This window comes from Pseudomonas sp. Root71 (genome assembly GCF_001429045.1).
Lineage (GTDB): Bacteria > Pseudomonadota > Gammaproteobacteria > Pseudomonadales > Pseudomonadaceae > Aquipseudomonas > Aquipseudomonas monachiensis.
The window spans coordinates 236,493-258,725 of sequence record NZ_LMHY01000025.1 but is presented as its reverse complement, the minus strand read 5'-3'; the positions used below and the strand labels follow the sequence as shown (position 1 = coordinate 258,725).

Below are 22,233 nucleotides of genomic sequence, written 5' to 3'. Positions count from 1 at the left end.
TTCATAAACGAAAAAATATAGACAAGAAACGCTGCTGTCAAAGGTCGAAAGTGAACCGTCGGTCACAAAAAAACTATTCGCTGTATGAATGAACGGGTTGTTGAGGAATGGGATGGCCAGGCAATGGCGTTATGGATACGCCGCCGTAGAGCCTTTTAATGATCAATGTCCTAGAATCGGGCGCAGTATTTTTCTACTGTCGCCCAGTCTGGAGCTGTCATGACCCCCGCATTGGATTTGTTGAAAAAGGTTCGGGCCGAACATCGCGTACACAGTTACGAACATGACCCGAAGGCCGCCTCCTACGGATTGGAAGCGGCGGAAAAACTCGGGCTCGATCCGGCTCAGGTGTTCAAGACCTTGCTGGCGGCCAGTGAAAAGGGCGAGTTGCTGGTGGCCGTGGTGCCGGTTGTCGGCAGCCTGGACTTGAAAGGACTGGCCCACGCCGCGGGCGTGAAAAAGGTCGAAATGGCCGACCCTGCAGCGGCGCAGCGCTCCACTGGATATCTGTTGGGCGGGATCAGTCCGCTGGGGCAGAAAAAGCGTTTGCGTACCTTCATTGATAATTCGGCCCAGCCCTTCGCCAGCATTTTTGTCAGTGCGGGTCGACGTGGGCTGGAAGTCGAGCTGGCACCGGCAGTGCTGGCCGAACACACCCAGGCGAAGTTTGCCGATATCGGCCGTGCGTGAGCCTCTAAGCGGGTGCAGCTCTGTATGGTGAAAATCAGCCTGCTCTGTCACTGGTGCCAGTTGGGCCAGCGCGGCATGCTCGACGGTCTGACAAAGGGAGAAGGTTATGCAGCTTGAGTTTCATCAGGTCGACGCGTTCAGCAATCAGTCATTCAGCGGCAATCCGGCAATGGTCTATCGGCTCGATACCTGGCTCGCCGATGAGCTGATGCAAAAGATTGCCGCTGAGCACAACCTCGCCGAGACGGCGTTTGTCGTGCGTGAAGGGCAGGGCTGGCACATCCGTTGGTTTACGCCGACCACCGAGGTGCCATTGTGCGGTCACGCGACGCTGGCTAGCGCCCATGTGCTGTTCGAGATCTATAAAGAGCCCGTCGAGCGACTGGACTTCACCTGCAAGTCCGGCCCGTTGAGCGTGACCCGTGAAGGTGGGCGCCTGTGGCTGGATTTCCCGGCGATCACTGCGTCGCCGGTGAACGTAATCCCGGACATCGAGCGTGCACTGGGCGTGAAAGCTCTCGAGGTACTGGCTTCGAATGAGCTATTCGTGGTGCTGGAGTCCGAGCAAGCCGTGCTCGACTGCAAGCCGGACATGGTGGCCCTGGCGAAACTGCCATGGCTGGGCGCCATCGTGACGGCGCGGGGCGAGCAGCACGATTTCGTGTCCCGTTATTTCGCGCCGGCAATCGGCATCAACGAAGATCCGGTCACCGGATCGACCCATTGCCTTCTGATTCCGTACTGGTCAAAGCGTTTGGGTAAATCGAGCCTGACGGCTTTTCAGCGTTCGGCGCGGGGTGGGGCGTTGTTCTGCCAACTGGAAGGCGATCGGGTGAAGATCGGCGGGCATGCGACACTCGTAGCAAGCGGAACGCTGATGCTGGGTTAACGCAAATCCAGTGTGGGAGCGGGCTTGCTCGCGAATGCGGACTGTCAGTCAACATCATCATTGGCTGACACACCGCCTTCGCGAGCAAGCCCGCTCCCACAATTGTTTCGTGTGTATCAGTTGGCGGTGCTGTAGCGGCGGACACCGGATTCAGCCACCGGAATCTGCGCCGCCGTGCTGCCGGAAGCCTGGAACAGCACCAGGTGTTCAGCCGCGACACGAATACCCACTTGCGCTCCAACCTGACGATCGACATGGCTCGGGAAGATCGATTCCAGCTGTGCGCCAGTCGGCAGTTGCAATCGATACAGGGTCGATGCACCCAGGAACGTCTTGCCGGAAATTCGCGCCTTCAGTGCGCTGTCCGGCGCATAGACGATATCGTCCGGGCGCAGCAGCACGTCCACGGCGCCGCCTACCGGCCAGGTGTAGGCCCGATTGCCGCGCAACTCACCCAGCTCGGTTTGCACCGACTCGGGGCTGCTCAACTGACCGCGAATGAAATAGCCCTGGCCGATGAAACTCGCGACAAAGGGTGTCAGGGGTTCGTGATACAGGTTGTAGGGCGTATCCCACTGTTCCAGGCGACCTTCCTTGAACACGCCAACGTGGTCGCTGACCGCGAAGGCTTCCTCCTGGTCGTGAGTCACCAGAATCGCGCTGGTGCCACGGGCCTTGAGGATGTCGCGTACTTCATGGCTGAGCTTGCGGCGCAATTCGCCATCAAGGTTGGAGAACGGTTCGTCGAGCAGCAGCAGTTGCGGTTCTGGCGCCAGGGCGCGGGCCAGGGCGACACGTTGCTGCTGACCACCGGAAAGCTCGTGGGGGAAACGCTTGCCGAGGTTCTTCAGGTTGACCAGTTCCAGCAGTTCTTCGGTCACGCGATCCTTTTGCGGATGCTTGCGAATGCCGAAGGCGATGTTGTCGGCCACGCTCAAATGCGGAAACAGCGCGTAGTCCTGGAACACCATGCCGATACGACGTTTCTCCGGCGCGAGGGTGAAACCGGCGCTGGAGATGGTTTCGCCAGCCAGCTGGATTTCGCCTTCGTGAACGGGTTCGAAACCGGCAATCGCCCGCAGGGTGGTGGTCTTGCCGCAGCCAGAAGAGCCCAGCAGGCAACCGATGTCGCCTGCGTTCAGGTGCAGGTTGAGGTTCTGCACCACGCGCTGGTCTTGATAGCCGCAGGCGAGGTTGCGCAGGTTAAGCAGTAATGGCTGGCTCATGCGTGATGGTACGAAGGCGGAACGAGGAATTCGAGCAAGGCCTTTTGCGCATGTAGACGGTTTTCGGCTTGATCCCAGGCCACGGAGCGCGGGTCGTCGAGCAGGTCGACACTGATTTCCTCGCCACGGTGCGCCGGCAGGCAGTGCATGAACAGCACGTCCTCAGCGGCCAGATCGAGTAGGGCGCGGTTGACCTGATACGGTGCGAACAGTTGCAGGCGCTTGGCGGTTTCCTCTTCCTGGCCCATGGAGGTCCAGACGTCGGTGCTCACAAGGTGCGCACCACGCACGGCTTCCTTCGGATCGCGAACGATGGTGACCCGATCGCCGGCCTTGGCCAGGAACACCGGGTTGGGCTCGTAGCCTTCCGGACAGGCAACGCGCAACTGGAAGTCGAACTGGATCGCCGCTTCTATATAGCTGTTGCACATGTTGTTGCCGTCGCCGATCCAGGCCACGGTCTTGCCCTGGATGGAGCCGCGGTGTTCGAGGAAGGTCTGCATGTCTGCCAGCAACTGGCACGGGTGCAGGTCATCGGACAGGCCATTGATCAGCGGGACGCGCGAATTGGCGGCGAATTCGGTCAGGGTGCTGTGTGAAAACGTACGGATCATCACCGCATCAAGCATGCTCGACATGACAATGGCGGCGTCGCCGATCGGCTCGCCACGGCCCAGTTGGGTGTCACGGGGTGACAGGAAGATCGCCTGGCCACCGAGCTGGATCATGCCGGCTTCGAAGGAGATCCGGGTGCGGGTCGAGGATTTCTCGAAAATCATCCCGAGCACGCGGTTTTTCAGAGGCTCGAACAGTACGCCGCGGTTACGCAGGTCCTTGAGCTCAACGCCTCGACGGATCACGCTGACCAGCTCTTCGGGCGTGCAATCCATCAGGGAGAGAAAGTGCCTTGCGCTCATCATTGACTACCTTTTGCTACAATCCGCAGATGCTCAAAGCCTTGTTTAACGGAACAACGGGCGAGACCTGCGGCGTAAGCCGCACGGGGCGACGAAATAGGGGGAGGCGCGATCTTATAATTAAATGTCGCGTCTTACCAATAGGGCTACAGTTTTTAGGGAGTTTCAGAGGTGCTACGGGTTTACCGAGGTAGCGCATTTGAAGCCTGTTTCCTGATAGCAGCGGTTCATTTGTACACCGGCCCCTCGGGGCTTGGCAATCAGGCTGGGCGGCAATGGTGCGCTGACAGTCGGTTTCTGACCTGTCATTCATCAGCGCCGGGCTCGACGAGCACTGGCGCCTGATCGGCGAGCTGACCGGAGTGCATGGCCCTCACGGGCCGATTGAAACCCTTCAGGAAATCCAGTTGCAAGCGCCGCCCAGGCTGCCTTCGAACTGAACCCGGACGGCCATCGGCTGGCCTGATAACCCTCGATTCACAAGATGAACGTCGCTGGCGTGGCGGCGGCTCTGGCGCCATAGTTTTGTTTCCGCGGCCAACGTTGCCCGCCCAAAACAAGACAGAGACTGGCCATGACCAAGACTCTCCATCACCGTGCTTGCCATTTGTGCGAAGCCATCTGTGGCCTGACCATCGAAACCACCGAGGTCGAAGGCGGTAACGTCCAGATCACTTCGATCAAGGGCGACCCCCAGGATGCGTTCAGCCGTGGGCACATCTGCCCCAAGGCCGTGGCGTTGCAAGACATACAGAGCGATCCGGATCGCCTGCGTCAACCGATGCAGCGAGTGGGTAATGAATGGCAGCCCATCGAGTGGGAAGCGGCATTCAATCTGGTCGCCGATCGTCTCGCCGCCATTCAGGAGCATCACGGGCAAAACGCCGTGGCGGTCTATCAGGGCAACCCGAGCGTGCACAATTACGGGCTGATGACCCACAGCAATTACTTCCTTGGCCCGCTGAAAACCCGCAACCGGTTTTCCGCCACCTCGGTCGATCAATTGCCCCATCACCTGACCAGTCATTTGATGTACGGCCACGGTTTGCTGTTGCCGATCCCGGACATCGATCACACCGATTTCATGCTGATCCTGGGCGGCAACCCGCTGGCTTCGAATGGCAGCATCATGACCGTGCCGGATGTGGAAAAACGCTTGAAGGCGATACAGGCCCGTGGCGGCAAAGTGGTGGTAGTCGATCCGCGTCGTAGTGAGACGGCGGCGATTGCCGACCAGCACTTGTTCGTGCGCCCGGGGGGGGATGCCGCGCTGTTGTTCGGCCTGCTCAATACCTTGTTCGCTGAAGGTCTGACCCGCGACAGCCATCTGCCGGTGGACGGCCTTGAGGACGTGCGGGAGGCCGTCGCGCCGTTCACCGCCGAGGCCATGAGCCCGTTGTGCGCCGTGCCGGCCGAACAGATCCGCCAGTTGGCGCGGGACTTTGCCGCGGCGCCCAGTGCTGTCTGCTATGGCCGCATGGGCGTTTCGACCCAAGCCTTCGGTACGCTGTGCCACTGGGTGGTGCAGTTGATCAACCTGGTCACCGGCAATCTCGACCGCGTGGGTGGTGCCCTGTGTACGGAGCCAGCAGTGGACCTGGTGGCGACGACTTCGGGCGGGCATTTCAATCTGTGGCAGAGCCGGGTCTCCGGGCGTCCGGAGTACGCCGGAGAACTACCTGTCTCGGCGTTGGCCGAGGAGATGCTCACCGAAGGGGAAGGGCAAGTCCGTGCGTTGATCACCGTGGCAGGCAATCCGGTACTGTCCACACCCAATGGCCGAAAGCTTGAGCAGGCGCTGGACGGGCTGGAGTTCATGGTCAGTATCGACCTGTACATCAATGAAACCACGCGTTACGCCGACCTGATCCTGCCGTCCACATCGGCGCTGGAAAACGATCATTACGACACCACGTTCAACCTGTTCGCGGTGCGCAACGTCAGCCGTTTCAACCGCGCCATCCTCGCCAAGCCCGAAGGTGCCTTGCACGACTGGGAGATTTTCGTCGGCCTGGCCAAGGCATTTGCCGCCAGGACCGGCAAAGAATTGAAGCCCACCATTGCCCCGGCGCAAATGATCGATCGTGGCCTGCGCATGGGAATGTACGGTGACAACTCAGAGCACAAGCTATCGCTGGCGACCTTGTTCGATCATCCCCATGGCGTCGATCTGGGCGCGCTCAAGCCTAACCTGACGCCCCGCCTGAAGACTGCCAATCAACGCATCCAGGCCGCACCGGCCGCGATTCTCGCTGACCTTGCGCGCTTCGCGGCCTTACAGGCGCCGGCTGCCGACGAGTTGTTGATGATTGGCCGCCGGCATGTACGCAGCAACAACTCATGGATGCATAACTATCATCGGTTGGTGAAAGGCAAGCCACGTCACCAGTTGCTGATGCATCCGGACGACCTGGCCAGTCGCGGGCTCAGCGACGGACAGCGTGTTCGGGTCAGCTCGCGGGTGGGCGTGATCGAAGTCGAGGTGCTTGGCAGTCTGGACATGATGAAAGGTGTGGTCAGCCTGCCTCACGGCTGGGGACACGCGCGGCCGGGCGTGCAAATGACGATTGCCAGCAGCCAGCCGGGATCGAGCGCCAACGATCTGACCGACGACTGCCAGCTTGACGAGTTGTCGGGAAATGCTGCACTCAATGGTGTGCCGGTGACCGTGGCGGCGGCTTGAATCAGTCAGACGGAGAGACCGAGCAGGGCGCTCGGCTTTCCGTTACAATGCGCCACCGTGCCGACCCATGAGTCGGAAAGTTCAGTCGAGGTGCTCCATGGATATCATCGAAACGATTAAAGAGCAGATTGCCAACAACACCATTCTGCTTTACATGAAAGGCTCGCCGAATGCCCCGCAGTGCGGCTTCTCCGCGAAAGCCGCGCAGGCCGTGATGGCATGTGGCGAAAAGTTTGCGTACGTGGACATCCTGCAGAACCCGGAAATCCGCGCCAACCTGCCTAAATACGCCAACTGGCCAACCTTCCCGCAACTGTGGGTCGGCGGTGAGCTGGTCGGCGGCAGCGACATCATGACTGAAATGGCTGCTGACGGTTCGCTGCAGAGCCTGATCAAGGACGCCGCCGCCAAGGCTGCTGCTCCAAAGACCGAAGCCTGATTTCCTTGGCTCCCCTGTAGGAGCTGCCGCAGGCTGCGATCTTTTGATCTCCAGCAATAAAAAGCCCCGCTACTCGAAAGAGTGCGGGGCTTTTTATCAAGTTCGAAAAGTTACTGCATAGTTGCCGCTGTAATCGCCAGGATCGCAGCCTGCGGCAGCTCCTACTCTTCGCCCATCTGCGATTGCAGGTAGTTCTCAAGACCCACTTTATCGATCAGGCCCAATTGGGTTTCCAGCCAGTCGATATGTTCTTCTTCGGACTCGAGGATATCTTCAAGCAGCTCACGGCTACCAAAGTCGCCAACTTTTTCGCAATGAGCGATAGCCGCTTTGAGATCGGCATGGCCGGTTTTCTCGATACGCAGGTCGCACTCCAGCATTTCCTTGGTGTGCTCGCCGATGTGCAGCTTGCCCAGGTCCTGGACGTTCGGCAGGCCTTCAAGGAACAGGATGCGCTTGATCAGCTTGTCCGCGTGCTTCATCTCGTCGATGGATTCGTGGTACTCGTGCTTGCCGAGCTTGTTCAGGCCCCAATCTTCATACATGCGCGCATGCAGGAAGTATTGATTGATCGCGACCAGCTCATTGGCAAGGATCTTGTTGAGATGCTGGATGACTGTAACGTCGCCTTTCATGATGGGGTCCTGCCCTGTATTAGCTGTCAATAGAGCTGAGTTTGAGCCGGGTATTTAATAGTGTCAAACCTAAGTTATTGAAACTTAAATGAAAATTAATCGGAATAAGAATGTTTGTGTTCCGCGTCTAGGGCATAACTAGTTGATTTTGAGGCATAAAAAAACCGGACATATGTCCGGTTCTTTGAAATTCGATATTCAAGCTGCTGTAAATTCTGCTGGAAAAGGAATCGCAGCCTGGGCCGTTTGCAGCTTGGTCAGGGTCTCGCGGACCACTTCCTTGGCGAGGCAGGCACATTTGCCGCACTGGCTGGCAACGCCGGTGGCCACACGGACTTCCTTGTAGCTGCAGCATCCTTCATAGATCGCATCGCGGATTTGACCGTCGGTGACACCAGTGCAGAGGCAAACATACATAGGGAAGGACCGTCGCTGATTGTGACTCAATTGCGATGGATCTTAATGTTAACGAGAATGATTGTCAAAGTGGTTTCAGGGCACTTTTCGTCATAAAAGGGTATGGCTGACGAACGGTCTACCTGGCAAATCGGTGAAACAAAACCGTCGGCGATTTCATCGTATGGGGAAAAACAGCTAAGCCAGCTCAAACACGCGGTGTATGATGGCCGGTCTTTTGCGACCGGGGATCGTGTCACAGGGCTGTCGCCTCAGGGTGGCAGGCTGATGCGAAACCTGTTTCTCACGTTATTACACCAGGAGATATCCAATGAGCGTACTCGTAGGCAAACAAGCCCCTGACTTCACCGTACCGGCCGTACTCGGCAATGGCGAGATCGTTGACAGCTTCACCCTGTCCTCGGCGATCAAAGGCAAATACGGCCTGGTGTTCTTCTACCCACTGGACTTCACCTTCGTTTGCCCGTCCGAGCTGATCGCTCTGGACAACCGCATGTCTGACTTCAAGGCCCGCAACGTTGAAGTGATCGCTGTTTCGATCGACTCGCACTTCACCCACAACGCATGGCGCAACACTCCAGTGAACAATGGCGGTATCGGCCAGGTTCGCTACACCATGGCTGCCGACATCAAGCAGGACATCATGAAGGCCTACGACGTTCAGTCCGCTGACGGCGTGGCTTTCCGTGGCGCGTTCCTGATCGACGACAAGGGTGTTGTCCGTTCGCAGATCATCAACGACCTGCCGCTGGGCCGTAACATGGAAGAGCTGATCCGTCTGGTCGACGCTCTGCAATTCCACGAAGCGAACGGCGAAGTCTGCCCTGCCAACTGGAAAAAAGGCGACAAAGGCATGAACGCTTCGCCAGAAGGCGTTGCCGCTTACCTGACCGAGCACGCTGCCGCTCTGTAAGGCGCACGCTCCAGCTATAAAAAGCAGGTACAAAAAAACCGGCCATCGAGGCCGGTTTTTTTATGGGCGGGATAACGCCGGGACTGTGCAGGAGCGAGCAAGCTCGCTCCTGCAACACATCAGTCGTCGAAATCTTCCCAGCCACCCATCTGTTTCCAGCGATTGACGATGCCGCAGAACAGCTCTGCCGTCTTCTCGGTGTCATAGCGAGCCGAGTGAGCCTCGCGACCGTCGAAGTCGATGTCTGCTGCCTGGCAAGCCTTGGCCAGCACGGTCTGGCCGTAAGCGAGGCCGGCGAGCGTTGCGGTATCGAAACTGGAGAACGGATGGAATGGATTGCGCTTCATGTCCAGCCGCGCAACCGCCGCATTGAGGAAGCCCAGGTCGAAGCTGCTGTTATGCCCGACCAGGATCGCCCGTTTGCAGCCATTGGCCTTGAGGGCCTTGCGCACGCCGCGGAAGATATCGTTCAGGGCAGACTCTTCACTCACGGCCATGCGTAGCGGGTGATCGAGCTTGATCCCGGTGAACTCCAGGGCCGCCGCTTCGATGTTCGCGCCTTCGAACGGCTCGACACGGAAGAAGTAGGTGTGATCGGGGTAAACAAAACCCTTTTCATCCATGGCGATGGTGGTCGCGGCGATCTCCAGCAGGGCGTCGGTGGCCGAATTGAAGCCACCGGTTTCTACGTCGACGACTACCGGCAGGTAACCACGGAACCTGGCCGCCATTGGATGACGCGGGCCGCCTCCGCCGCCATTGCCTTCCAGTTCGTCGTCGAAATGGTCTTCACTCACGCGTGTTCCTCCAGCAGGCGCCAGCGCAGTTTTTCACCGGCGCGCAGCGGGATAACGGTCAGCTCGCCAAATGGCAGGCTGGTCGGGGCGGTCCACTCTTCGCGGACCAGGGTGATGCGATCGGTGTTGGCCGGCAGGCCATAGAACCGAGGGCCATTGAGGCTGGCAAAGGCCTCGAGCTTGTCCAGCGCATTGCGCTGTTCGAAGGCTTCGGCATACATCTCGATGGCCGCATAGGCGGTGTAGCAACCGGCGCAACCGCAGGCCGCTTCCTTGGCGTGCTGGGCGTGGGGGGCCGAGTCGGTGCCGAGGAAGAACTTCTCGCTGCCGCTGGTGGCCGCGTCGAGCAGGGCTTCCTGGTGGGTATTGCGCTTGAGGATCGGCAGGCAATAGAAGTGCGGCCGGATCCCACCCACCAGCATGTGGTTGCGGTTGTACAACAGGTGATGCGCGGTAATGGTCGCGCCCACGTTGGCCGAAGCCGAGTTGACGAACTGCACGGCATCGGCGGTGGTGATGTGTTCGAAGACCACTTTGAGGGCCGGGAAACGCTCGACCACGCGACGCATGTGCTCGTCGATGAAGATTTTTTCGCGGTCGAACACGTCGACATCGCCCCGGGTGACCTCACCGTGGATCAACAGCGGCATCCCGACTTCGGCCATGGCCTCGAGTGCAGGGAAGATCTTGTCGATGCTGGTGACGCCAGAATCCGAGTTGGTGGTCGCGCCGGCCGGGTACAACTTGGCGGCGTGAATGAATCCGCTGGCCTTGGCCTCGCGAATTTCTTCGGGCTGGGTGCGGTCGGTCAGGTACAGGACCATCAGTGGCTCGAACAGGCTGCCGGCCGGGCGAGCAGCGAGAATCCGCTGGCGATAGCCGTCGGCTTCGGCCGCATTGCGCACCGGTGGAACCAGGTTGGGCATGATGATGGCGCGGCCAAAGGTGCGCGCGACATCCGCGACGGTATTGGTCAACACGGCACCATCGCGAAGATGAATATGCCAGTCGTCGGGACGCAGCAGGGTCAGGCGGTCGGACATGAGGGGATTCCAGGCGGGTCAAACTCAAGGGAATGCTACCGGAAAAGACTCTTGCAGGCACTCGCTATCAAGTTTTGCAGGAAGCTTCCGATATCCAACAGGTATGCCGTAAACATGTGTGTGTCGGTCTTTTTGTTGTAGAAACCAGTGGAGCCTCCCGTGCGCCAGCGTTATTTAGCCTTGCTCAGTGTGTTTGCCAGCCTTCCGGCGATGGCGCTCACTTTCCAGACACGTCTGGAGAACATTGAGTGGACGGTCGAAGGCGACAAGTTCGAATGCCGCCTGACTCAGCCGGTTACCGACTTCGGCTCTGGCGAGTTCGTGCGTCGTGCCGGCGAGCAGGCGACGTTTCGTCTGAAAGCCTACAACCCGATGATCGGCGGTGGTTCGGCGACCTTGCTGGCCGCTGCCGCGCCGTGGCAGCCGGGCCGTGACGATATCAACCTGGGCACGGTGAGAATCGGCAGTGGCAACATATTGTTCAACAGCTCACAGGTTCAGGCCGGGCGTCTGATCAGTGGCCTGATGGACGGTCGCAGCCCGGTGGTTCGACATTCTTCGGGGGATGGGCGGGTGTCGGAAGTACGCTTGTTACCGGTCAGGTTCACCCAAGCGTTTGCCGACTACCAGGGTTGTGTGGCGAAACTGTTGCCACAGAATTTCGAACAGGTGAAGCAATCCGAAATCGGCTTCCCCGGCGGCGGAATCGAACTCGACAGCGCCGCAAAAGCCAAACTGCAGGTGATGCTGGAGTACATGAAGGCCGATCCGACGGTCTATCATATTGAACTCGACGGGCACTCCGACAACAGCGGCAACCGCCTGACCAATCGCGACCTGTCGCGGCGCCGAGCCCTGGCAGTGATGGAGTTCTTCAAGGCCAACGGCATCCAGGAGTCGCAAATCACCCTGCGTTTCCATGGCGAGCGTTATCCGGTGGCGCCTAACACCAACAACATCAACCGTGCGAAGAACCGTCGAGTAGCGGTACGCCTGGAGCGCGGAGCACCCGTGGAACAAGTCGCCCCGCAAGCGACGAAAGCGGCCACATCGGCAACTTCCTGACTCTTTGGTCATCGTCGCCCTCTCGACATAATCTGTCGCTTCGTCGTCATAAGCTGTCGCGCCACTGTAAATTATTCTGCATGAGCGGTAGACTTCCCGGCTTTCCGTAGAACCCCGTGGAGTGATGGCATGGCGGACGTAAACAAGGTCGTTCTGGCGTATTCCGGCGGCCTGGACACTTCGGTGATCCTCAAGTGGCTGCAGGATACTTATAACTGTGAAGTGGTGACCTTCACCGCTGACCTGGGGCAGGGCGAAGAGGTCGAACCTGCACGCGCCAAGGCTCAGGCCATGGGCGTCAAAGAGATCTACATCGACGACTTGCGCGAAGAGTTCGTGCGCGATTTCGTTTTCCCGATGTTCCGCGCCAACACCGTTTACGAAGGCGAGTACCTGCTGGGTACTTCCATCGCTCGTCCGCTGATCGCCAAGCGCCTGATCGAAATCGCCAACGAAACCGGTGCAGACGCCATTTCCCATGGCGCCACCGGCAAGGGTAACGACCAGGTTCGTTTCGAACTCGGTGCGTACGCCTTGAAGCCAGGTGTGAAAGTGATCGCTCCGTGGCGCGAATGGGACCTGCTGTCCCGTGAAAAGCTGATGGACTATGCCGATAAGCACGCGATCCCGATCGAGCGCCACGGCAAGAAGAAGTCCCCGTACTCCATGGATGCCAACCTGCTGCACATCTCCTATGAGGGCGGCGTGCTGGAAGACACCTGGACCGAGCACGAAGAAGACATGTGGCGTTGGACCGTTTCTCCGGAAAACGCTCCAGACAAGCCGCAGTACCTGGAACTGACCTACCGCAACGGCGACATCGTCGCGCTGGACGGCGTCGAAATGACTCCGGCCACCGTGCTGGCGACCCTGAACCGTATCGGTGGTGAGCACGGTATCGGCCGTCTCGACATCGTCGAGAACCGCTACGTGGGCATGAAGTCCCGTGGCTGCTACGAAACCCCTGGCGGTACCATCATGCTGCGTGCCCACCGTGCGATCGAATCGATCACCCTGGACCGCGAAGTGGCTCACCTCAAAGACGAGCTGATGCCCAAGTACGCCAGCCTGATCTACACCGGCTACTGGTGGAGCCCTGAGCGTCTGATGCTGCAACAGATGATCGATGCGTCCCAGGTCAACGTGAACGGCGTTGTGCGCCTGAAGCTGTACAAGGGTAATGTGATCGTCACTGGCCGCAAGTCCGACGACTCGCTGTTCGACGCCAATATCGCGACCTTCGAAGAAGATGGCGGCGCGTACAACCAGGCGGATGCAGCGGGCTTCATCAAGCTCAACGCCCTGCGCATGCGCATTGCGGCGAACAAAGGCCGGAAGCTGTTCTGAGACCTTTGAAATCGTGATGGTTACCTGGCCTCGTCCTCGACGAGGTCAGGTACCTGAAAACGGGGTGTGACGCCAGTTACTGCGTTGTCGGGTGTTTTCGTATCCGATGATGATTTCCTGTTTTTCTCCTGCTCAATGGCCTGACCTGTACTAAACGTTGTTGTTCGCCGGTTGCTCGGCCTGATCAATGACCGACAGCCTGTGCGAGTCTGGATTGTAGGTCACATAAAAGGCGTCACTGCGCTTGCTGGCCTGCCTTGAATGTTCATGCGCACCGGCTTTCAGTAATTTCTCCGAAACGGCACAAGTGACAAACACAATCACATACGCCGCCTTTTCCCGTGGCCTCTGGATTTTTTCCAGCAGCGCTCCAAACTCGACCTCTCTGTTCATCCAGCGTACATCGACGATGTAGAGGTCTTTTACCTGTTCCGGCAGCTGAAGGTGATGCTGGACGGATACGGTGGTTTGCAGACCGATCCCGGTTGGCGGGTCCTGTGCGCCACAGGGCGTTCGGGTTGACTGGCAGTCATTCGTTGACGTCTCCAGTGCGGGGTTTTCAGATGGCTTTGCGGAGGCTTTCTTTTCCGAACGCCCAACATCATCCATGACCTTCATGAAGTGCTTGCCCTTTTCAAAATCGGAAGGCGCATAAAGTGATTTATAGTTGAAGTTGAGTGTCGCGAAAAAAAGTAAAATTAAATAGAACGGAAAGCTGATCAGGAACCAGACGTAGAGTTCTCTTTCCTCCTGATCAAGGAAGGGTAGAGAGACGGCTGCCGAAGTTTCAGATAGCGCTGCGAATATCGCGATAATTGTCATTGGGTTGGTGACTCGTTTGTTTATCATGTTTTGTACTCATGTCGGATTGTCTGTTCTCGAGTGGTTTATGAGGTTGGTTTGATGTGGTGGTTATTGTAATGTTTTTTAGTGTCTGCTGGTTTTTGGCGGGTTATTATTTGTTTGTTGTATTGCTCTTAGGGTTCTTGAGTTTTTGGCATGTTTTAATGATTGCTCAAAAAATATTATTTGCTGTAAGAGTAAATGGATGCTGGGTGTGTGATATTTCCGGTGTGAGTGTTGAATACGTAAATATCAGTTACGTTTTGACGGAGAGGTAGAGGCTAGTGTTTTTCAGGGCGCGGCCGATCAAGCTGGTACTCGGAAAATTTTGGTCGTAAATCGACAGGGGTGGCTGCTGGAAAGTGCGACACACTGACGCTGATACAGTTTTCAATTCATTCCGTTCGAGGGATTTTTGTAGGAGAAATCCGTGTTGTTTGTAGGGTATGTCTCTTGGTGTGGGTGGCCGGGAGGGGCGACATGCCATGGGTGAAACGACTAGGCTATTGTGCGGGCTCTAAAAATTCGAACAGCGAAAATTGGACTTGCCCATGAATAAAGTGCTGATCGTGGATGATCACCCCGTCATTCGTCTTGCGGTACGTATGCTAATGGAGCGTCATGGCTACGAAGTTATTGCAGAAACCGATAATGGTGTGGACGCACTGCAACTAGCCCGTGAACTTATGCCGGACATTGTCATTCTGGATATCGGGATTCCGAAGCTGGACGGATTGGAAGTCATCGCGCGTTTGTCTTCGGCCTCAATGCCGATGAAAGTGCTGATCTTGACTTCCCAGGCACCGGGACATTTTTCGATGCGTTGCATGCAGTCCGGTGCAGCCGGTTACGTCTGCAAGCAACAAGACCTCACGGAGTTGCTCAGTGCAATAAAGGCCGTGTTGTCAGGTTACAGTTACTTTCCTAATCAAGCCTTGCATACCGTGCGTTGCAGTTTGGGGAATGCCAGTGAGGCCGATATGGTTGATCGGTTGTCGGGGCGGGAAATGATGGTCCTGCAACAGTTGGCCCGAGGAAAGACCAATAAAGAGATTGCCGATGGAATGTTTCTCAGCAATAAAACAGTCAGTACTTACAAGACCCGCCTGTTGCTCAAGCTCAATGCGCGGTCTCTGGTCGATCTGATCGAACTGGCACAACGCAATGGTCTGGTGTGATGACATAATTGCGCGACAAGGGGCGCCTACCGGGGTATGGCACTTAGAAAAAAAGCCTCCGTTTCGGGAGGCTTTCAGGTGTCATAAATCAAAATCGTAATCGGCCAATTGCTTTTGCAGTCGGCGCTCCTCCAGCAGGTTGTCGATGGTGCGGCGTTTGCTCAGATTAGTTTTCGCCACTTCAACCACCGGCTCGGCGTCATCGGTTTCGGCGGTGGTGAAATCGTCTTCTACGTCCAATTGCTCTTTGCCAGTACTCATTTAGTTGCTCCAGGCTAAGAAGGCCTTTGGCGCTCCTTATATCGACAATCTCCCGGCGGGTAAAAAAGATTTTTTCAATCGACAATTCAATAAACCTAATAGCGCCTCAATCGTCGGAGGTTTTGTGCTTGTATTCGCACAAGTCCTCGATCCGGCAGCTTCCGCATCGGGGCTTGCGGGCCAGGCAGACATAGCGGCCGTGAAGAATCAGCCAGTGATGGGAGTCGAGCAGGTACTCCCTGGGCACGAATTTCATCAGTTTTTTCTCGACTTCCACCACATTCTTGCCGGGAGCAATACCCGTCCGGTTGCTGACCCTGAAAATATGCGTGTCGACGGCCATGGTCAGCTGACGGAATGCCGTATTGAGTACCACATTGGCGGTCTTGCGGCCGACGCCGGGCAGTGCCTCCAGCTCTTCGCGGGTTTGTGGCACTTCACCGGCGTGACGCTCGACCAGCAAGCGGCAGGTTTCGATCACGTTTTTCGCTTTGCTGTTGTACAGCCCGATGGTCTTGATGTACTCCGAGAGCCCTTCGACACCCAGGGCATGGATCGCTGCCGGGGTATTGGCGACCGGGAACAGCCTGGCCGTGGCCTTGTTGACGCCCACATCGGTCGACTGCGCCGAGAGAATCACGGCGATCAGCAATTCGAAGGGTGAGGAATAGGCCAGCTCGGTCTTTGGTTCCGGGTTGTCCTCGTGCAGTCTGCGGAAGATTTCCAGACGTTTTGCGGCATTCATGGGTAGTACGTTTCCTCGAAGGCAATCAGTGTGTGGGCGTGGGGCGCCAGGCCTGCCAGGCGGCGATCAGCAGCCCGAGCAGGATGAACCCGCCAGGGACCAGGGTGGCCAGGCGCAGGCCATCGTCAGCCATCAGTACCCAGCCTTGCCAGTCAGTTTGTGTTGCGCCGGACAGCCACGATAGAGGGTTTCCAAGTGCTCCGTTGCCGATGAGTTCGCGCAGCAGGCCCAACGCGATCATCAACGTGGCAAACAGGGCATTGAGTCGCCGGCGTTGGCGCCAACCGTTCTGAAAGAACCCGGTGTGTTCCAGTACGACGCATTGCAAGGCGATCAGGGCGCCGTAAAACCCCAGATGCTGCTGCCATTGAAGCGACCAGACTTGTGCCATGAGTTCCGCGCAACTGGTGAGCGTGGCCGCCAACAGGATGCTGGCCAGCAAGCAGGTCGCCGGGACCAGTCGGGATCGCAGGACGCCCATGGCCAGGCTGAACAACTCGGTCACCACCATGAACATCAGGCATAGGCCAAGTGCGGCCATCAGCGAGTGGGTGGCGCCGATCAGCGGTGTCAGCATCAAGGCGTTACGCAGAGTCGAGGAGCTATCCATGGGCAGGGATTCCGAGCAGTTGTTGCCGGTGTTCATCGAAGTAGCGCAAGGCATCGTGGATGGCATTGATCACCGCTCTTGAGGTGATGGTCGCGCCTGCGATCTGATCGAACTGCCCTTGATCCTTTTTCAGCGCCCAGCCGCTGTCACCGGGTTCTGTTCGAGACTTGCCGGAAAAAACCCGGAGCCAGGCATTGGGCCAGTCGGCGATCTTTGCCCCCAGCCCTGGTGTTTCCAACTGTTTGAGGGTTTTGACGCCCAGCAACCTGCCGTTGGCGTCGACAGCGATCAACAGGTCGATGGCACCGGCGTAGCCAAGGGTTTGACTGCGCAGCAACACCGCGACGGGTTGATCGCCCCGGGTCGCCAGATAACCACCGAGCAAGGTGCTGTTGGTCAGTGGGGTTGCTTCAATCGTTATGGGGTGTTCGAGTGGTTGATTGTCGTAGCTGTCCGGCGCGATCAGGTCCAGCAGATGACCGCTGTCGATCAGGCGCTGTTCGGCTGCAATGCGCGGCGCGCTGCCGAGTTGCACGAAGTAGGTCATGCCGAGGCCCAATGCGGCCAAAAGCACCACAAGTGCGATGCTTGATGTCCGGTTCATGGCGCCTCCGGCTGTTGCCTGGCTGCTACGAACCGCTCCAGCGCCGGCACGCACAGGTTCATCAACAGCACCGCGAAGGCGATGCCGTCCGGATAACCACCCCAGGTACGAATCAGATAAGTCAGGAGCCCGACGCCGACGCCGAACAGCAATTTCGCGCCAGGGCTTCTGGGGCCGGACACCGGTTCGGTGATGATAAAGAACGCCCCCAGCATGGTCGCGCCACTCAGCAGGTGAAACAATGGCGAGCCATGGGAGTCGGAGCCCGAACCGTTCCAGCACAGCAGGCTGATGATGAACAGGCTGGCCAGCATGCCAACCGGTGCATGCCAACTGATCACCTTTCGTTGCAGGAGAAACATTCCACCCGCCACAAAGGCCAGGTTCACCCATTCCACCCCCCGGCCGCCAAAGTGGCCGAATGCCGGGTTGCCGGCAAACAGTTCATCAATGGTCAGGCTTTTGTTGATCCGCAGACTGTCCAGTGCGGTGGCCTGCACCCACGCATCCGGCATTTGGCCGATGCCGAACACGTGCTGCAAGCCGCTCGGTAGATCCATGCCATGGGGCGATGGCCAAAGGGTCATTGGGTAGGGAAAGGTCACCAGAACCAGCGCCAAACCGAGCATCGCCGGGTTGAAGGGATTCAAGCCGACGCCGCCATACAAGTGCTTGCCGAATACCATCGCAAAAGCGGCTGCACTGAGGGTCAGCCACCATGGGCAGTAAGGTGGCAGCGCCAGAGCCAGCAGTGCGGCACTGACCAGCGCGCTACCGTCACTCAAGGTTGGCCCCGGCGGTCGCTGGCGCAAATGCATGACAGCGGCCTCGACGGCCAACGCGGCAGTGGCCGCCAGAACCAGATTGATCAACATGCCCCAGCCATACAGCCAGAACGCCGCCAGCATTCCCGGCAGCGTGGCCAACAGCACCAGTTTCATCGCCTGTTGCAGGCGATCATCCACCACGTCAAGGGCTGGCATGGGCGTCTACCAGGCGTTCGGCTTCACCGAGTGCGCGCTCCAGGGCTTCGATTTGCTCCGCCGGTGCCTCGTTGGCCTGAGCCTTCTTGAGTTCGGCGCGGCGCATGGCCAACTGGATCTTGGCCCGTTTCAGATCGGCATCATTTGACGACACAGCTGCGACCGTCGGTGCAGGGGCCGATGGGGCGACACTTTCCAGGTGCGCGAGGTTTTTCTCGGCGGCTTCGAACTGCTGTTGCAGGGCAATCAACTGCGATTGCTGTTCGAAGGTTGGCGGGTGCCCAAAGGCCTTCAGCGATTTGTGCAACTGCGCCCGACTCATCGCAACATCGATCCTGGCCTTTTTCAGTTCGCCATCGGCATTGGCGGTTTTCTGTGCGCGGACGCGTTCGAGGGCCGCCTGCACCGGGTCGGCTGTCGTCTCGGCAGGTTGCGCGGCTCGCTGCCTTGCCTGGCGCTCGGCGACTTTCTGTTGTTCCTCACGCAGCAGGCGAGCATTGCGTTGTTCGAAGCGGCGCCGTGCGTGGTCGCGCTTGATAGTGCGGGCCTGCCGCGCCTGTGGTGTGAGGGCCAGGCCCCCGACAACGGGCAGTACCGTGTTCGGCAGCAACGGGCGCATTTCGATGCAGTCCACCGGGCACGGTGCCACGCAGAGGTCACAACCGGTGCACTCATCGATGATCACCGTGTGCATCAGTTTGGCCGCGCCGACGATGGCATCGACCGGGCAGGCCTGGATGCACTTGGTGCAACCAATGCACTCGGCCTCGCGGATATAGGCGATCTGCGCCGGGGCCGAGCCACGGCTGACATCCAGCTCCAGCACCGGCACCTTCAGCAAATCGGCCAGGGCCGCGATGGTTTCGTTGCCGCCTGGCGGACACTTGTTGATCGGCTCGCCATTGGCGATGCCTTCGGCGTACGGTTTGCACCCGGGGTGGCCGCACTTGCCGCATTGGGTTTGCGGCAAGAGAGCGTCGATGATTTGAATCAGACTCATGTTTTGATCAGTCCACTGAATCCGAGAAAAGCCACTGCGATCAGGCCGGCACCGATCAGGTCGATCGGCAAGCCGCGAAAGGGCAGGGGAACATCGTTGTCGGCCGTGCGTTCACGCAAATCAGTGAACAGGCTCAACACCAGCCAGAAGCCCAGCCCTGCACCGAGGCTCAAGGCTGTGGCGTGAAAGAAACCCTTGTCTTGCTGAGCGTTGAGCAAGGCCACGCCGAGCACGCCGGCATTGCCCAGCAGTAACGGCCAGAGGCCTTCGAACGGCAATGTCGAAAACACCCGGGCCAACAACTTCAGCAACGGGCTGATCAGCAGCACGCTCAATGGCAGAAACACAAACAGACGCAGCGACGTCAATTGCAGTGGCACCAGCAGCCATTGAAAGAACGCATAGCCGAGCATGCCCACGACCAGCATCAGGCAGGTCGTCGCAATGCCCAGGGCATGGACCTGACGGCGCTGGCCGGCCAGCAGCGGATCGACGGCCAACGGCCAGTGCAACACGATGTTGTTGATCAGGGCGGCGCTGATAAGCGTAAGCAGGATTTCGGTCATGATCGTCCATATCCGATGCTGGATAACTCTGTAGGAGCTGCCGCAGGCTGCGATCTTTTGACTTTGCTCTTAAAGAAGCCAAGATCGCAGCCTGCGGCAGCTCCTACAAGATGAAGCCAGACCTGAGAGACAGTATGGGCCAGACATGAAAATCCCACAGCCGCGCCAGGCACGACTGTGGGATCGATTTGCCGCAGACCTTACTTGATGCGCTGGCCCGGCTTGGCGCCGCTGTCAGGGCTGAGCAGGTAGATCTCTTCACCGCCAGGGCCGGCCGCCATCACCATGCCTTCGGAGATACCGAACTTCATTTTCCGTGGCTTGAGGTTGGCAATCATCATGGTCAGTCGACCATCGAGCTTGGACGGGTCCGGATAAGCACTCTTGATCCCGGAGAACACGTTGCGTTGCTCGTCACCGATGTCCAGGGTCAGGCGCAGCAGCTTGTCTGCACCTTCCACGTGTTCGGCCTTGACGATCAGAGCGACACGCAGGTCGACGGCGGCAAAGGTGTCGAATTCGATTTCCGGCGACAGCGGATCCTTGGCCAACTCGCCGTTGCCGGCAGGCGCGGCTTCGCCGGTGTCGGTCTGGCTGGCAGTCAGGTCTTCTTTCGAGGCGTCGGTCATGGCTTGCACCTTGACCGGGTCGATACGGGTCATCAACGGCTTGAACTCGTTCAGCTGGTGATTGCCGAGCAAGGTCGCGTGGTCGTTCCAGGTCAGCGGCGCGACGTTGAGGAACGCCTCGGCATCAGCGGCCAGCAGCGGCAGCACTGGCTTGAGGAATATCACCAGTTGACGGAACAGGTTGACGCCGGTGGCGCAGATGGCCTGGACTTCATCCTGTTTGCCTTCCTGTTTGTTCAGCGACCACGGCGCCTTGTCGGCGATCCAGGCGTTGGCGCGGTCGGCCAGGCCCATGATCTCGCGCATGGCGCGGGCGAAGTCGCGGGCTTCATAGGCGTCGGCGATGCCTGGCGCGGCGGCCAGGAAGGCTTCGGTCAGCTCGGGCGCGGCGTTGGTGTCGACCATCACGCCGGCATTGCCCTTGTTGATGAAGCCGGCACAACGGCTGGCGATGTTGACGACCTTGCCCACGAGGTCGGAGTTGACCTTCTGCACGAAGTCTTCGAGGTTCAGGTCCAGGTCGTCGACGCCACGGCCCAGCTTGGCCGCATAGTAATAGCGCAGATATTCCGGCGACAGGTGGTCCAGGTAGGTCCGGGCCTTGATGAAAGTGCCGCGGGACTTGGACATCTTCTGGCCGTTGACGGTCAGGTAGCCGTGCACGTTGATCCCGGTTGGCTTGCGGTAGCCCGCGCCTTCGAGCATGGCTGGCCAGAACAGGGCGTGGAAGTTGACGATGTCCTTGCCGATGAAGTGGTACAGCTCGGCGGTGGAGTCCTTGCCCCAGAACGCGTCGAAGTCCAGCTCCGGCGTGCGGTTGCACAGGTTCTTGAAGCTGGCCATGTAACCGATCGGCGCATCCAGCCACACGTAGAAGTATTTGCCCGGCTCGTCGGGGATTTCAAAACCGAAGTACGGCGCATCGCGGGAGATGTCCCACTGTTGCAGGCCGGCATCCAGCCATTCGGCGATCTTGTTGGCCACGGCATCCTGCAGGGTGCCGCTGCGGGTCCAGGTTTGCAGCATTTGCTGGAAGTCTGGCAGCTTGAAGAAGAAGTGCTGGGAATCCTTGAGCACCGGGGTGGCGCCGGAGATCGCCGACTTCGGATCCTTCAGGTCGGTGGGTGCGTAGGTCGCGCCGCATTTTTCGCAGTTGTCGCCGTACTGGTCTTCGGTGCCGCATTTCGGGCAGGTGCCCTTGATGAAGCGGTCGGCCAGGAACATTTTCTTTTCCGGGTCGAAGTACTGGGTGATCGAACGCGTGGCGATATGCCCGGCGTCACGCAGCTTCAGGTAGATCTGGCTCGACAGCTCACGGTTTTCTTCGGCGTGAGTGGAGTGGAAGTTGTCGAAGTCCACCAGGAAATCGGCAAAGTCGGCGCTGTGTTCAGCCTGGACGTTGGCGATCAGCTGTTCCGGGGTGATGCCTTCCTTTTCCGCGCGCAGCATGATCGCCGATCCGTGGGCGTCGTCAGCACAGACATAAATGCATTGATTGCCGCGGTGCTTCTGGAAGCGCACCCACATATCGGTCTGGATGTATTCCAGCATATGGCCAAGGTGGATCGAACCATTGGCATAGGGCAGGGCGCTGGTGACGAGGATCTTGCGTGGCTCGGACATGGGGCTCGGCTACTTGATGAAACGGAGGTCGGCCACTATAAAGCGCCGGCGCATATTTTTCACCCTGTGAGCCTGTTTCATTGGATGAGTAACAGGTGAAGGTTCAACATCCCGCCGAACGCTTAGAACA

22 protein-coding genes and 1 pseudogene are annotated in these 22,233 nt (G+C 58.5%); 8 read left to right on the top strand and 15 right to left on the bottom strand.

The features are described 5' to 3' along the window. The first annotated feature begins 219 nt into the window (after window positions 1-219). Window positions 220-690 (top strand): Cys-tRNA(Pro) deacylase, encoded by a 471-nt coding sequence (gene ybaK, locus ASD95_RS17440; RefSeq protein WP_007971306.1) that lies wholly within the window; start codon window positions 220-222, stop codon window positions 688-690. 106 nt (window positions 691-796) lie between these two features. Beyond that, on the top strand, window positions 797-1,579 hold the full coding sequence (locus tag ASD95_RS17435) for a PhzF family phenazine biosynthesis protein (protein WP_056726147.1): 783 nt from the start codon (window positions 797-799) through the stop codon (window positions 1,577-1,579). 116 nt (window positions 1,580-1,695) lie between these two features. Here ASD95_RS17435 and ASD95_RS17430 read toward each other — a convergent pair whose 3' ends face one another. Both ASD95_RS17430 and argF read right to left on the bottom strand, forming a co-directional pair. Further along, entirely contained in the window at window positions 1,696-2,805 is a 1,110-nt protein-coding gene (locus tag ASD95_RS17430) for an ABC transporter ATP-binding protein (protein ID WP_056726146.1), read from the bottom strand. Further along, on the bottom strand, window positions 2,802-3,722 hold the full coding sequence (gene argF / locus ASD95_RS17425; protein ID WP_032829900.1) for an ornithine carbamoyltransferase: 921 nt from the start codon (window positions 3,720-3,722) through the stop codon (window positions 2,802-2,804). The genes ASD95_RS17430 and argF overlap by 4 nt, the downstream gene beginning before the upstream one ends. A gap of 574 nt (window positions 3,723-4,296) precedes the next feature. Between argF and ASD95_RS17420 the strand changes: the two genes are divergently transcribed. Continuing rightward, window positions 4,297-6,405 (top strand): molybdopterin oxidoreductase family protein, encoded by a 2,109-nt coding sequence (locus tag ASD95_RS17420; protein ID WP_056726145.1) that lies wholly within the window; start codon window positions 4,297-4,299, stop codon window positions 6,403-6,405. Window positions 6,406-6,502: 97 nt separating this feature from the next. After that, the gene (grxD, locus tag ASD95_RS17415) at window positions 6,503-6,844 is read left to right on the top strand and encodes a Grx4 family monothiol glutaredoxin (RefSeq protein ID WP_046042012.1); all 342 of its coding nucleotides are present in this window, start codon (window positions 6,503-6,505) and stop codon (window positions 6,842-6,844) included. A 161-nt stretch (window positions 6,845-7,005) separates the two neighbouring features. Here grxD and bfr read toward each other — a convergent pair whose 3' ends face one another. Both bfr and ASD95_RS17405 read right to left on the bottom strand, forming a co-directional pair. After that, window positions 7,006-7,479, bottom strand: a complete 474-nt coding sequence (gene bfr / locus ASD95_RS17410) for a bacterioferritin (RefSeq protein WP_056726144.1) — start codon at window positions 7,477-7,479, stop codon at window positions 7,006-7,008. Between the two features lie 198 nt (window positions 7,480-7,677). Continuing rightward, window positions 7,678-7,896: a bacterioferritin-associated ferredoxin gene (locus ASD95_RS17405; protein WP_008053520.1), complete on the bottom strand. Its 219-nt coding sequence runs from the start codon at window positions 7,894-7,896 to the stop codon at window positions 7,678-7,680. Between the two features lie 310 nt (window positions 7,897-8,206). Here ASD95_RS17405 and ASD95_RS17400 point away from each other — a divergent pair, with 310 nt between their 5' ends. Continuing rightward, complete coding sequence (locus tag ASD95_RS17400) at window positions 8,207-8,809, top strand: peroxiredoxin (protein WP_056726143.1); 603 nt, start codon at window positions 8,207-8,209, stop codon at window positions 8,807-8,809. A 119-nt stretch (window positions 8,810-8,928) separates the two neighbouring features. On the opposite strand, the gene rnt is transcribed toward ASD95_RS17400, so the two are convergent. Further along, entirely contained in the window at window positions 8,929-9,606 is a 678-nt protein-coding gene (gene rnt / locus ASD95_RS17395) for a ribonuclease T (RefSeq protein ID WP_046043606.1), read from the bottom strand. After that, window positions 9,603-10,649 (bottom strand): dihydroorotase, encoded by a 1,047-nt coding sequence (gene pyrC, locus ASD95_RS17390; RefSeq protein ID WP_056726142.1) that lies wholly within the window; start codon window positions 10,647-10,649, stop codon window positions 9,603-9,605. The genes rnt and pyrC overlap by 4 nt, the downstream gene beginning before the upstream one ends. Window positions 10,650-10,808: 159 nt before the next feature. Between pyrC and ASD95_RS17385 the strand changes: the two genes are divergently transcribed. Both ASD95_RS17385 and ASD95_RS17380 read left to right on the top strand, forming a co-directional pair. Further along, entirely contained in the window at window positions 10,809-11,714 is a 906-nt protein-coding gene (locus ASD95_RS17385) for a flagellar protein MotY (RefSeq protein WP_056726141.1), read from the top strand. Between the two features lie 129 nt (window positions 11,715-11,843). Beyond that, window positions 11,844-13,061, top strand: a complete 1,218-nt coding sequence (locus ASD95_RS17380; protein WP_007985864.1) for an argininosuccinate synthase — start codon at window positions 11,844-11,846, stop codon at window positions 13,059-13,061. 150 nt (window positions 13,062-13,211) lie between these two features. Here the strand turns inward: ASD95_RS17380 and ASD95_RS17375 are convergent, their stop codons facing one another. Then, entirely contained in the window at window positions 13,212-13,910 is a 699-nt protein-coding gene (locus tag ASD95_RS17375) for a hypothetical protein (RefSeq protein WP_056726140.1), read from the bottom strand. 545 nt (window positions 13,911-14,455) lie between these two features. On the opposite strand from ASD95_RS17375, the gene ASD95_RS17370 reads away from it, so the two are divergent. Beyond that, entirely contained in the window at window positions 14,456-15,082 is a 627-nt protein-coding gene (locus ASD95_RS17370) for a response regulator transcription factor (RefSeq protein ID WP_056726139.1), read from the top strand. An 81-nt stretch (window positions 15,083-15,163) separates the two neighbouring features. Here the strand turns inward: ASD95_RS17370 and ASD95_RS17365 are convergent, their stop codons facing one another. The 8 genes and pseudogenes from ASD95_RS17365 to metG all read right to left on the bottom strand — a co-directional run bounded on the left by ASD95_RS17365 (window position 15,164) and on the right by metG (window position 22,103). Beyond that, complete coding sequence (locus ASD95_RS17365; RefSeq protein WP_007972325.1) at window positions 15,164-15,343, bottom strand: PA3496 family putative envelope integrity protein; 180 nt, start codon at window positions 15,341-15,343, stop codon at window positions 15,164-15,166. A gap of 106 nt (window positions 15,344-15,449) precedes the next feature. Then, window positions 15,450-16,088: an endonuclease III gene (gene nth / locus ASD95_RS17360; protein ID WP_008053529.1), complete on the bottom strand. Its 639-nt coding sequence runs from the start codon at window positions 16,086-16,088 to the stop codon at window positions 15,450-15,452. Window positions 16,089-16,113: 25 nt separating this feature from the next. Beyond that, window positions 16,114-16,698, bottom strand: coding sequence for an Rnf-Nqr domain containing protein (locus ASD95_RS17355; RefSeq protein WP_056726138.1), 585 nt, complete (start codon window positions 16,696-16,698; stop codon window positions 16,114-16,116). After that, entirely contained in the window at window positions 16,691-17,302 is a 612-nt protein-coding gene (locus tag ASD95_RS17350) for an RnfABCDGE type electron transport complex subunit G (RefSeq protein WP_056726137.1), read from the bottom strand. The genes ASD95_RS17355 and ASD95_RS17350 overlap by 8 nt, the downstream gene beginning before the upstream one ends. Further along, window positions 17,299-18,285, bottom strand: coding sequence for an RnfABCDGE type electron transport complex subunit D (locus ASD95_RS17345; RefSeq protein ID WP_056726136.1), 987 nt, complete (start codon window positions 18,283-18,285; stop codon window positions 17,299-17,301). Before ASD95_RS17345 ends, ASD95_RS17350 begins: the two co-directional genes overlap by 4 nt. Window positions 18,286-18,892: 607 nt before the next feature. Continuing rightward, a pseudogene (gene rsxB / locus ASD95_RS30375) lies at window positions 18,893-19,264 on the bottom strand (electron transport complex subunit RsxB); the annotation flags it as partial. A 17-nt stretch (window positions 19,265-19,281) separates the two neighbouring features. After that, window positions 19,282-19,851, bottom strand: a complete 570-nt coding sequence (locus tag ASD95_RS17335) for an electron transport complex protein RnfA (RefSeq protein WP_056726134.1) — start codon at window positions 19,849-19,851, stop codon at window positions 19,282-19,284. A gap of 200 nt (window positions 19,852-20,051) precedes the next feature. Beyond that, on the bottom strand, window positions 20,052-22,103 hold the full coding sequence (metG, locus tag ASD95_RS17330; RefSeq protein ID WP_056726133.1) for a methionine--tRNA ligase: 2,052 nt from the start codon (window positions 22,101-22,103) through the stop codon (window positions 20,052-20,054). Between the last annotated feature and the right edge of the window lie 130 nt (window positions 22,104-22,233).